The 11,828-nt window shown below is 72.2% G+C and carries 9 protein-coding genes; 6 read left to right on the top strand and 3 right to left on the bottom strand.

What is annotated here, in order from left to right; all coding sequences use genetic code 11:
- The first annotated feature begins 216 nt into the window (after positions 1-216).
- The 6 genes from OG985_RS14755 (at position 217) to OG985_RS14730 (ending at position 5,083) form a co-directional block, all read left to right on the top strand.
- Positions 217-1,056: a helix-turn-helix domain-containing protein gene (locus OG985_RS14755; protein WP_371668787.1), complete on the top strand. Its 840-nt coding sequence runs from the start codon at positions 217-219 to the stop codon at positions 1,054-1,056.
- A 91-nt stretch (positions 1,057-1,147) separates the two neighbouring features.
- Entirely contained in the window at positions 1,148-2,617 is a 1,470-nt protein-coding gene (gene rimO / locus OG985_RS14750; protein WP_371668786.1) for a 30S ribosomal protein S12 methylthiotransferase RimO, read from the top strand.
- The gene (pgsA, locus tag OG985_RS14745; RefSeq protein WP_371668785.1) at positions 2,614-3,432 is read left to right on the top strand and encodes a CDP-diacylglycerol--glycerol-3-phosphate 3-phosphatidyltransferase; all 819 of its coding nucleotides are present in this window, start codon (positions 2,614-2,616) and stop codon (positions 3,430-3,432) included. Before rimO ends, pgsA begins: the two co-directional genes overlap by 4 nt.
- The gene (locus tag OG985_RS14740; RefSeq protein ID WP_371668784.1) at positions 3,429-3,974 is read left to right on the top strand and encodes a CinA family protein; all 546 of its coding nucleotides are present in this window, start codon (positions 3,429-3,431) and stop codon (positions 3,972-3,974) included. Before pgsA ends, OG985_RS14740 begins: the two co-directional genes overlap by 4 nt.
- Positions 3,975-4,083: 109 nt before the next feature.
- Positions 4,084-4,464 (top strand): helix-turn-helix transcriptional regulator, encoded by a 381-nt coding sequence (locus OG985_RS14735; RefSeq protein ID WP_356036341.1) that lies wholly within the window; start codon positions 4,084-4,086, stop codon positions 4,462-4,464.
- Positions 4,465-4,801: 337 nt separating this feature from the next.
- Positions 4,802-5,083, top strand: coding sequence for a hypothetical protein (locus OG985_RS14730; RefSeq protein WP_371668783.1), 282 nt, complete (start codon positions 4,802-4,804; stop codon positions 5,081-5,083).
- On the opposite strand, the gene OG985_RS14725 is transcribed toward OG985_RS14730, so the two are convergent.
- From OG985_RS14725 to OG985_RS14715, 3 genes are all read right to left on the bottom strand, one after another.
- Positions 5,031-5,795 (bottom strand): SDR family NAD(P)-dependent oxidoreductase, encoded by a 765-nt coding sequence (locus tag OG985_RS14725; RefSeq protein ID WP_371668782.1) that lies wholly within the window; start codon positions 5,793-5,795, stop codon positions 5,031-5,033. The genes OG985_RS14730 and OG985_RS14725 overlap by 53 nt on opposite strands.
- 32 nt (positions 5,796-5,827) lie before the next feature.
- The gene (locus tag OG985_RS14720; protein ID WP_371668781.1) at positions 5,828-6,664 is read right to left on the bottom strand and encodes a DNA-formamidopyrimidine glycosylase family protein; all 837 of its coding nucleotides are present in this window, start codon (positions 6,662-6,664) and stop codon (positions 5,828-5,830) included.
- A gap of 125 nt (positions 6,665-6,789) precedes the next feature.
- Positions 6,790-11,709 (bottom strand): ATP-dependent helicase, encoded by a 4,920-nt coding sequence (locus tag OG985_RS14715; RefSeq protein WP_371668780.1) that lies wholly within the window; start codon positions 11,707-11,709, stop codon positions 6,790-6,792.
- Positions 11,710-11,828 lie beyond the last annotated feature (119 nt).

The following is an 11,828-nucleotide window of genomic DNA, read 5'->3' as shown; positions in this document are numbered from 1 at the left end:
CCGCCAATCGTGACTCACCCGTAAGAAATCTTTGAGCAACCGTTTCCCTTCGGCGTACGTCAAGTTGAGGGAAACAACAAGCATGTGCCCCGCCGTCGGGATGCCGGGCCATTCCTATGGCGTACAAAGTCCCGCCGTCCGGTTGCCCCACCCTTTCGTACCCCCCCTAGACTGAACCTCCAGCACAGGCGGCTAAAACGCTCGAAAGGCGCCCCCGTGTCCATCGGCAACTCCCCTGAAGACGAGCGTCCGTTCGAAGATGATCGCGAAGAGGCCGGTCCGTCGGTCGGCCGTGCCCTCCAGCAGGCGCGCATCGCGGCCGGGCTGACCGTCGACGACGTCAGCAGCGCCACCCGGGTCCGCATCGCCATCGTGCACGCCATCGAGGCGGACGACTTCACGCCCTGTGGCGGCGACGTCTACGCCCGCGGCCACATCCGTACCCTGGCCAAGGCCGTCCTCCTGGACCCCGCCCCCCTTCTCGCCCGGTACGACGCCGACCACGGTGGGCGTCCGGCCCCGACCCCGGCGGCCCCGCTCTTCGAGGCGGAACGCATCCGTCCGGAACGCCGCGGACCCAACTGGACCGCGGCCATGGTCGCCGCGATCGTCGCCGTCATCGGCTTCGTCGGGTTCACTGCGGTCAAGGGCGGCGACGACGGCGGGACCAAGACGCAGGTCGCCGACGGGTCCAAGCCCTCGGCCGGCACGTCCTCCACCCCCACACCGAAGTCCGCCAAGCCCACCGATCCCAAACCCGAGCCGTCCGACAGCGCCATCGCCGCGGCGCCTCAGGACAAGGTGACCGTCCAGGTCAGCGCCGCCGACGGACGCAGCTGGATCTCCGCCAAGGACCACAACGGCCGACTGCTGTTCGACGGGCTGCTCAAGCAGGGCGAGTCGCAGACCTTCCAGGACAGCGACAAGATCAATCTCGTCCTCGGTGACGCGGGTGCCATCCAGCTCTACGTCAACGGCAAGAAGATCGACGACGACTTCCAGCCGGGCGCCGTCGAACGGCTCACCTACACGAAGGGTGACCCGCAGGTCGGATAGCCGGACCGCGGGGCGCGCGCATACGGGGTTGGCCGGGATCGGCCAACCCCGTCGACGTGGGCTGTCAGTGAGACAAAGTAGTCTTGAGCCCATGCCTGAACGCCGTACCGTCGCACTCGTCACTCTTGGCTGCGCCCGTAACGAGGTGGACTCGGAGGAGCTCGCAGGCCGCTTGGAGGCGGACGGCTGGGATCTCGTCGAGGACGCCGCGGACGCGGACGTCGCCGTCGTCAACACCTGCGGCTTCGTCGAAGCCGCCAAGAAGGACTCCGTCGACGCGCTCCTCGAGGCCAATGACCTCAAGGGGCAGAACAGAACCCAGGCCGTCGTGGCGGTGGGCTGCATGGCCGAGCGGTACGGCAAGGAACTCGCCGAAGCCCTCCCCGAGGCCGACGGCGTGCTCGGCTTCGACGACTACGCGGACATCTCCGACCGCCTGCAGACCATCCTGAACGGCGGCATCCACGCCTCCCACACCCCGCGTGACCGGCGCAAGCTGCTGCCGATCAGCCCGGCCCAGCGGCAGGAGTCGGCGGCCGAGGTCGCGCTGCCCGGACACGGTCCCGTCGACCTCCCGGACGGCCTCGCCCCGGCCTCCGGCCCCCGTGCGCCCCTGCGCCGCCGGCTGGACGGTTCCCCGGTCGCCTCGGTCAAGCTCGCCTCCGGCTGCGACCGGCGCTGCTCCTTCTGCGCCATCCCGTCCTTCCGCGGCTCCTTCATCTCCCGCCGCCCGAGCGACGTGCTGAACGAGACGCGGTGGCTGGCCGAGCAGGGCGTCAAGGAGATCATGCTGGTCTCCGAGAACAACACCTCCTACGGCAAGGACCTGGGCGACATCCGGCTGCTCGAGTCGCTGCTGCCCGAGCTCGCCGAGGTCGACGGCCTCGAGCGGGTGCGCGTCAGCTACCTCCAGCCGGCCGAGATGCGGCCCGGCCTCATCGACGTGCTGACCTCGACGCCGAAGGTCGTGCCCTACTTCGACCTGTCCTTCCAGCACTCCGCCCCCGACGTGCTGCGCTCCATGCGCCGCTTCGGGGACACCGACCGCTTCCTGGAGCTGCTCGACACCATCCGCGGCAAGGCCCCGCAGGCCGGCGTGCGCTCCAACTTCATCGTGGGCTTCCCGGGCGAGAGCGAGTCCGACCTGGCCGAGCTGGAGCGCTTCCTGAACGGCGCGCGACTGGACGCCATCGGCGTCTTCGGGTACTCCGACGAGGAGGGCACCGAGGCGGCGACGTACGAGAACAAGCTCCACGAGGACGTCGTCGCCGAGCGTCTGGCAAACGTGTCCCGGCTGGCCGAGGAACTGGTCTCGCAGCGGGCCGAGGAACGCCTGGGCGAGACGGTGCACGTGCTCGTGGAGTCCGTGGACGAAGAGGGTGTGTACGGCCGCGGCGCGCACCAGGCGCCGGAGACGGACGGCCAGGTGCTGCTCACGAGCGGCGAAGGTCTCGCTGTCGGCCGTATGGTCGAGGCGAAGGTGGTCGGCACGGAGGGTGTCGACCTGGTGGCCGAGCCGTTGCAGGGCTCGCTCGCGTGTAGTGAGGAGGCGGGCAGATGACCGGAGTACCGGCATCGGCGGCGGGTGGCCCCTCCGGCGCGAAGGGCGCGGCCGCGAGCCCGGCTCAGGGCGCCGCCCCCGGTGCCGTTTCCGGGGCCGTCGCGCCGGGTGCCGTTTCCTCCGGTGCCGTGGTCTCCGATGTCGTGGTCTCCGGAGCCGCCTCCGATCCGCAGCAGGGTGGCGGGAAGCCGGCGCGGGGCGGGAAGATCGCCGCCGCGGCGGTCAACCAGGCCAGCGTCTGGAACGTCGCCAACCTGCTGACCATGCTCCGCCTGCTGCTCGTGCCCGGTTTCGTCGTCCTCATGCTGGCCGACGGCGGGCACGACCCCGCGTGGCGCTCCTGGGCCTGGGCGGCCTTCACCGTCGCCATGATCACGGACTTGTTCGACGGGCATCTGGCGCGCACCTACAACCTCGTCACCGACTTCGGGAAGATCGCCGACCCCATCGCCGACAAGGCGATCATGGGGGCGGCGCTGATCTGCCTGTCGGGGCTCGGTGATCTGCCGTGGTGGGTGACGATCGTCATCCTCGGGCGGGAACTCGGCATCACGCTCCTGCGTTTCCTGGTCATCCGCTACGGAGTCATCCCCGCGAGCCGCGGAGGCAAGCTCAAGACCCTCACGCAGGGCGTGGCCGTCGGGATGTACGTCCTGGCGCTGACGGGATGGCTGGCCACCCTGAGGTTCTGGGTGATGGCAGCGGCGGTCGTGCTGACCGTGGTGACCGGGCTCGACTATGTGAGACAGGCCATTGTGCTGCGGCGGCAGGGAATCGCCGAGCGCCAGGCTGCGTTGGAGGAGACGGAAGCGTGACGTCCCCGGCCACCCACCTGGTGCGACTACTCACGGTAAGAGGCGAGACGCTCGCTGTGGCCGAGTCGCTGACGGGCGGTCTGGTCGCGGCGGACATCACAGCCGTCGCCGGGGCGTCCAAGGTGTTCCGTGGCTCGGTGACCGCTTACGCCACCGAACTCAAGCACCAGCTGCTGGGCGTCGACGCCACCCTGCTGGCGGAACGGGGTGCGGTGGATCCGCAGGTCGCGGCCCAGATGGCGGCCGGGGTCCGCGAGGCGCTCGGCGCCGACTGGGGCATCGCGACCACCGGTGTGGCCGGTCCGGAGCCGCAGGACGGCATGCCCGTGGGGACGGTTTTCCTCGCCGTGGACGGGCCCGCCACAGCGGATTCCGGTTGCGCCGGTGGCGGAAAAGTCACGGCCCTGCGGTTGAACGGCGACCGCGCGGAAATTCGTATGGAGAGTGTACGGAGCGTACTCGCACTGCTCTTGCAGCAGCTTGCGGGCGAACAGACCGGGAATGAGCGGGCACAGGATACGGAACAGAACGGGGGGTTTTGATGTTTGCAGCCCTGAGTGAACACGACATCGCTCCCCGCACGGCCGCGGCGCAAGGCGGTACGGTGGGGCGTGAAGGATGCGGCTACGCGGTCCGAGGAGGGAGCCACCGATGATTCTGCTCCGTCGCCTACTGGGTGACGTGCTGCGTCGGCAGCGCCAGCGCCAGGGCCGTACTCTGCGCGAAGTCTCCTCGTCCGCCCGAGTCTCACTCGGCTATCTCTCCGAGGTGGAGCGGGGGCAGAAGGAGGCTTCCTCCGAGCTGCTCTCCGCCATCTGCGACGCGTTGGACGTACGGATGTCCGAGCTCATGCGGGAAGTGAGCGACGAGCTCGCCCTCGCCGAGCTGGCCCAGTCTGCTGCGGCCACTCCCAGCAAGCATGTGCCCGCTTCGGTCCGTCCGATGCTGGGTTCCGTATCGGTGGCCGGCGTGCCACCGGAACGGGTGACCATCAAGGCGCCCGCGGAAGCGGTCGACGTGGTCGCCGCGTGAAGTTCGCGCGGGTGTGAAGAAAGCCGACAGGGCGCTCTACGGCCCCTGAGCACGTGTGTGAGGCCCCGGCCGGGGCTTTTCCGGGGAGACCCGGAGGAGTGCGGTCGGGGTTTTCTGCTGCCCGGGCGCCGCTCCGGACCCCACGAGCGCTCCCTTGGCCCGTTTGCCGGCCGGGGATGCCGCGGTCATGGTGGAGGGGCGGGCGTCCGCGGCGGCCGAATCGGTCGGCGGTGCGGGCGTCCCTGACGGCCGGTGCGGATGGTGCGCCCGTGTGCCGTTGGTGCGCCCTCCCAGCGGATGAGCGTGGCGTTCTAGCGTCGGGCTGGAGGTGACGGCCATGTCGGTGCGGGTGGTGCGCTGGGCGGCCGCGCTGGGGCTCGGGGCGCTGTGGTGGTGGGCTGTGCTGCGGCTCGCGCTGGTGCCCGACGCGGGGGTGCTGGAAGGGGCCGTCGCGGCCGGGGGATGGGGGCTGAGCCTGCTGCCGGTGCACTGTGTGCCGAAGACGCGGGCCGCGGGAGCCGTCGACGCGCGGCGGTGGGGCGAGGCGTGGCGGGCGGCGGCCCGGCCTACCACGGCATGGCCACACCGCCGTTCGGACGCAGGATCTGGCCCGTCATGAAGGACGAGGCGTCGGAGGCCAGGTACAGCACGGTCTGCGCGACGTCCTCCGGTTCGCCGACCCGGCCCAGGGGAGACATCCGGGCCATGAGCGACTCGGTGCGCGCCTGGGCCTCGCCCTCGTGGCGGTCGGTCATGGGTGTGCGGATCCAGCCCGGCGCGACCGCGTTGACGCGAATGCCGTGCCGGCCGACCTCGGTCGCCAGCGTCCTCGTGAGCTGGACGACGGCTGCCTTGGCCACGCCGTAGCAGAGGAGGCCGGCGCCGCCGGTGTCGACCGCGCCCGAGGCCATGGTGACGATGCTGCCCCGGGTGTCGTGGGCGAGCATCAGCCGGGCGGCCTCCTGGCAGGCGTACAGAACACCCCTGAAGTTGACGCTCCAGACCCTTTCCAGGTCCTCGTCCCGGGTGTCCAGGACCGGGCTACTGTGCATGATCCCGGCGACCGCGGCCATGACATCCAGGCGGCCGCAGGATTCGACGGCCTGCTTGAGCCGTGTGCGGTCGGTGACGTCGAGGTGGTGGGTGTGGGCGGTGCCACCCTGCGCCTTGACCAGCGTGGCCGTCTCGTGCAGGCCCTGCGGGTCGCGGTCGGCGCAGTGCACGGTGGCACCGGCTTCGGCGAGCAGCACCGCCGAGGCGCGGCCGATGCCGCCTGCGGCGCCGGTGACGAATGCGGTGCGTCCGGTGAGGTCGTACGCGCTCACGGCCATGAGGGGACGGTACGAGGATTTCTGACGGCCCGTCAATTAGTTGTACGGCGGGGAGTTCTCCGGGATGCGGCGGGGCTGGGCGCCGGGCCCGCCTGACAGCCGGGGCACCAGTAGGTGGGGCGCTCGCGGGAGCCGTCGCCCTGATCGGCCAGGCGGACGGAGGTCTGGCAGCGCAGACAGGGGCGGGGCGCGCGGCCGTACACGAACAGGTCCTGGCCGCGGCGGCCGGTCGTGGTGCGGATCAGGCGGTCCCGGTTGGTCTCCAGCAGCTTCTTGGCGAGCGCGGGCAGCGCGGCGGCGCGGTCCGCGGGCAGGGCGCCGACGGGCAGCCACGGGGTGACGCCGAGCAGGAAGCAGAGCTCGCACTTGTACACGTTGCCGATACCGGCGAGGTTGCGCTGGTCGAGCAGGGCCTCGCCGAGGGGGCGGGCGGGGTCGGCGAGCAGGTTGGCCAGGGCCTGGTCCGGATTCCAGTCCGGGCCCAGGAGGTCGGGGCCGAGGTGTCCGACGGCGCGGATCTCTTCGGTGGTGCGCAGGAGTTCGAGTACCGGCAGGCGGTAGCCGACGGCCGTGCGGTCGGCGTTGCCCAGGATCGCGCGGATCTGGTGGGCCGGGCCGCCCACCCAGCGCTGGCCGTCTGCGAACACCTTCCAGGAGCCGTCCATCCGCAGATGCGAGTGGAGGGTCAGGCCCCCTTCGATACGGGTGAGGAGGTGTTTGCCGCGGGCGGTGACGTCCAGGACCGTACGGCCGGTGAGGTCGGCCGTGGCGAACTTCGGCACGCGGAGGTCGCTACGGGTCAGCACCTTGCCGGCGAGCGCTTCGTGCAGCCGCTTGGCCGCCTGCCAGACCGTGTCTCCTTCGGGCATGGGTCAAGGGTGGCACGGGGTGGGCGGGGAGTGCGGCGGCCGGCGGGGGCCGGAGCGCGTGGGCCGCCGGCTGTGGGTGAGGGCGCGTGACGAGTCGGTGCGGGGCGGGGTCATGCGGGGCGGGGTCATGCGCGTAGGCGCAGGCCGCGCGGGTTCGCGATGAAACCTGCTCCCTCCAGCAGGGTGCCGATGGGGGAGGTCAGGGCGGAGGCACCGTTGACGCGTTCCACCGTGACCGTGCCGAGGGAACCCGCGCGGGCGGCCGCGGCGAGTGCCTCCGCCGCGGCGCGCAGGCGGGGGTCGTCGGTGGGCGTGCCGTCCGGGTCGGAGGGCCAGGCCAGCAGTGTCTTGCCGCCGCGCTCCATGTAGAGCGCGAGCTCGCCCTCGACGAGGACCACCAGAGCACCCGCCTTCCGGCCGGCCTTGTGTCCCGCGCCGGTCGGCGGCTCCGGCCAGGGGAGGGCCGCGCCGTACGCGTTCGCGGGGTCGGCCGCGGCGAGGACCACGGCTTGAGCGGTGGCCGGAGCACGGGTGCGTCCGCCGAAGCCGTGGGCGAAGCCGGGACCACCTCGAGACCCGAAGCCGTCGATGACAGCCGGGCTGTCGCCGGGGCCCGGGGGCTCCACGGGGCCGAGTTCCGCGGTCCAGTCGACGTCCGATGAGAAGTCGAAGGGGTCGGCGGAGTCCGGGGTGCCGGTCGGGGTGCCCGCCCGGGTGGTGGCCGTGGCGGTGGGTGAACCGAAGCCGCCGGTGGCGCCGGTCCAGCCGCTGGAGGAGTCGCCGGGGCCGGGGAGAGGTTCGCTGCGATCGCGGGCGTTCGCCACAGCGCGGAGTCGGTCCACCGCCCCGTCCATCGCGAACTGTGCGGCACCGAGACCCTCGACCACATACCCACGTCGTGCCTGGCCGCTGTCCTCGAAGGCGGACAGGATGCGGTAGACCGCCGAGAAGCCGCCCTCGACACCTTCAGCGGCTACGGCTCCCCGGGTCACCACGCCGTGCCGGTCGAGCAGCGTACGGGCCAGCGCGTGGGCGCGCACGGTGGGATCGGCCTCGCGCTGGGGCAGCAGCGACCACCGGCCCGCGACGGTCGGCGGACCACCGCGGGAGGCGGGGCGTGCGGCGGCCGTAAGAGAGCCGTAGCGTCCGCGCGGGACCGCGCGCTTGGCGCGGTGGGCGGTGGAGCCCGCGGTACGGCCCGAGCCGAGCAGGGCCCGCATCGGGGTGAGCGTGTCGTTCGTGAGCCGCCCGGACCAGGCCAGATCCCAGACGGTGTCGGCCAGTTGGGGATCGGTGGCGTCGGGGTGGGTGGTGGCGCGGACCTGGTCGGCGATCTGACGGAAGAACAGGCCGTAACCGCCGGAGAGGGCATCGAGGACGGACTGGTGGAGCGCCGTCAGCTCCAGCGGGTGCGGTGGCGGCAGGAGCAGGGGCGCCGCGTCCGCCAGGTACAGGGAGATCCAGCCGTCCTTCCCGGGCAGCGCGCCCGCTCCGGCCCACAACACCTCACCGGCGGCGGTGAGTTCGTCGAGCATCGCGGGCGTGTACGGCGTCACGCGGGACGGCAGGACGAGCTTCTCCAGAGCGGACGCGGGCACGGACGCGCCCTGCAACTGCTCCACCGCGCGCACCAGGCCGTCCGTTCCCCGCAGTCCGTGGCCCTTGCCGAGGTGCTGCCACTGGGGGAGGAACTGGGCGAGCGCGGCCGGCGGCACCGGCTCCAGTTCGTGGCGCAGGGCGGCGAGGGAACGACGGCGCAGCCGGCGCAGGACCGTCGCGTCGCACCACTCCTGGCCGATCCCGGCCGGGTGGAACTCGCCCTGTACGACACGGCCGCCCGCGGCGAGGCGCTGCAGCGCGCCCTCGGTGACCGCCACGCCCAGGCCGAAGCGGGTCGCGGCGGAGGTCGACGTGAACGGGCCGTGGGTGCGGGCGTAGCGTGCGAGGAGGTCGCCCAGCGGGTCCTTGACGGGTTCCATGAAGGCTTCCGGGACACCGACCGGCAGTGCCGTCCCCAGGGCGTCGCGCAGGCGGCCGGCGTCCTCGATGGCCGCCCAGTGGTCCGCGCCGCCGATGCGGACCGGGATCGCGCGGCGGGCCGCGGCCAGCTCCCGCGCCCACTGCGGCTCGGCGCCCCGCTCGACCAGTTCGGCGTCGGTGAGGGGGCCGAGCAGCCTCAGCAGGTCGGCGACTCCTTCGGCGTCCTTGACGCGGCGGTCCTCGGTGAGCCACTGCAGCTCACGCTCCAGCTCGGTCAGCACCTCGGCGTCGAGCAGCTCGCGCAGCTCCGCCTGGCCGAGCAGCTCGGCCAGCAGCCGTGAGTCCAGCGAGAGGGCGGCGGCGCGGCGCTCGGCGAGCGGTGAGTCTCCCTCGTACAGGAACTGGGCGACGTAACCGAAGAGGAGGGAGCGGGCGAAGGGGGACGGCTCGGGAGTGGTGACCTCGACGAGACGCACCTTGCGGGACTCGAGATCCCCCATCAACTCGACGAGACCGGGCACGTCGAAGACGTCCTGGAGGCACTCGCGGACGGCCTCCAGGACAATCGGGAAGGAACCGAACTCGCTCGCCACCTGAAGGAGTTGGGACGCGCGCTGGCGCTGCTGCCACAGCGGGGTGCGCTTGCCGGGGCTGCGGCGCGGCAGCAGCAGCGCGCGGGCGGCGCACTCGCGGAAGCGGGAGGCGAAGAGCGCGGAACTGCCCACCTGGTCGGTGACGACCTGGTTGACCTCGCCCTTGTCGAAGACGACGTCGGCGGCGCCGACCGGTGCCTGATCGGCGTCGTACTCGGTGCCGGCCCTCATCGGCTCCTGGTCGAGGAGGTCGAGGCTCATCAGGTCCGCGTCGGGCAGACGCAGCACGATGCCGTCGTCGGCGTGCATGACCTGCGCGTCCATGCCGTACCGCTCGGAGAGCTTGGCGCCCAGGGCCAGTGCCCACGGGGCGTGCACCTGGGCGCCGAAGGGGGAGTGCACGACGACCCGCCAGTCACCGAGCTCGTCGCGGAAGCGCTCCACGACGATCGTGCGGTCGTCCGGGACGTGGCCGCAGGCCTCGCGCTGTTCGCGGAGGTAGGACAGGACATTGTCCGCGGCCCAGGCGTCCAGGCCCGCGGCGAGGAGACGGAGGCGGGCGTCCTCCTGGGACAGGGAACCGACCTCGCGCAGGAACGCCCCCACCGCGCGGCCCAGTTCGAGCGGGCGGCCCAGTTGGTCGCCCTTCCAGAACGGGAGCCTGCCCGGCACGCCCGGGGCGGGGGAGACGAGGACGCGGTCGCGGGTGATGTCCTCGATGCGCCACGAACTGGTGCCGAGGGTGAAGACGTCGCCCACGCGGGACTCGTAGACCATCTCCTCGTCCAGCTCGCCGACCCGGCCGCCGCCCTTCGTGGGGTCGGATCCGGCGAGGAACACCCCGAAGAGCCCCCGGTCGGGGATCGTGCCGCCGGAGGTGACGGCGAGGCGCTGGGCGCCGGGGCGGCCGGTGACCGTGCCGGTGACGCGGTCCCACACCACGCGCGGGCGCAGCTCCGCGAAGGCGTCCGACGGATAGCGGCCCGCGAGCATGTCGAGGACCGCCGTGAACGCCGATTCCGGCAGCGAGGCGAAGGGGGCGGCGCGGCGGACCACGGCCAGCAGGTCGTCGACCTGCCAGGAATCCAGGGCCGTCATCGCGACGATCTGCTGGGCCAGGACGTCCAGAGGGTTGGCGGGCACCTTCAGGGACTCGATGGAGCCGGTGCGCATCCGCTCGGTGACGACGGCGGCCTGGACGAGGTCACCGCGGTACTTCGGGAACACGACGCCGGTGGAGACGGCGCCGACCTGGTGGCCCGCGCGGCCGACGCGCTGCAGGCCGGAGGCGACCGACGGCGGGGACTCGACCTGGACGACGAGATCCACGGCACCCATGTCGATACCCAGCTCGAGGCTCGAGGTGGCGACCACGGCGGGCAGGCGGCCTGCCTTGAGGTCCTCCTCGACCAGGGCCCGCTGCTCCTTGGACACCGAGCCGTGGTGGGCCCGGGCGATGACCGGGGGCGCGCCCTGGGCGGCACCGGAGCCACCCATGAGCTCGGCGGGCGAGTGGTGTTCGTCCAGGGGCTCGCCGGTGGCCCGCTCGTAGGCGATCTCGTTGAGACGGTTGCACAGCCGCTCCGCGAGGCGGCGCGAGTTGGCGAACACGATCGTGGAGCGGTGAGCCTGGACGAGGTCCGCGATCCGCTCCTCGACATGCGGCCAGATCGAGGGCCGCTCCGCGCCCTCGGAGCCCTCGGCGACCGGGGAGCCGCCGAGTTCGCCCAGGTCCTCCACCGGGACGACGACCGACAGGTCGAACTCCTTGCCGGACTTCGGCTGGACGATCTCCACCTTGCGGTGGGGGGAGAGATAGCGGGCGACCTCGTCGACCGGGCGGACGGTCGCGGAGAGGCCGATGCGCCGGGCCGGCTTCGGCAGGAGCTCGTCGAGCCGCTCCAGGGAGAGCGCCAGGTGCGCGCCGCGCTTGGTGCCCGCCACCGCGTGCACCTCGTCGAGGATCACCGTGTCGATGCCCGTGAGCGCCTCGCGCGTGGCCGACGTCAGCATCAGGAACAGGGACTCCGGGGTGGTGATCAGGATGTCCGGAGGGCGGGTGGCGAGGGCGCGGCGCTCGGCCGGGGGAGTGTCGCCGGAGCGGATGCCGACCTTGACCTCGGGCTCGGGCAGGCCCAGGCGCATCGACTCCTGGCGGATGCCGGTCAGCGGACTGCGGAGGTTGCGCTCGACGTCCACGGCCAGGGCCTTGAGCGGCGAGACGTACAGCACGCGGCAGCGCTTCCTGGGATCGGCCGGCGGGGGTGTCGAGGCCAGCTGGTCGAGGGCGGCGAGGAAGGCGGCCAGCGTCTTGCCGGAACCGGTGGGGGCGACCACCAGCACGTCCGAGCCCTCACCGATGGCCTGCCACGCGCCCGCCTGGGCCGCGGTGGGCGCGGAGAAGGCCCCCGTGAACCAGCCGCGGGTCGCGGGGGAGAAGCCGTCGAGGGCTGGGTGTGTGGAGCTGGGCATGCGTCCATCCTGCACCCAGCCACTGACAATGGCTCTGAGCTGCGGTGATGAGTCGGCCTTCCGGACGCCGACGTCCCGTGCATGGTGCCCGGCAGGCGTGCCGGAGAGCGGGTGGCGGA

It is taken from the genome of Streptomyces sp. NBC_00289 (assembly GCF_041435115.1).
Classification (GTDB): Bacteria; Actinomycetota; Actinomycetes; order Streptomycetales; family Streptomycetaceae; genus Streptomyces.
The sequence above is the reverse complement of the archived record's forward strand: the minus strand, read 5'-3'. Positions and strand labels throughout refer to the sequence as shown.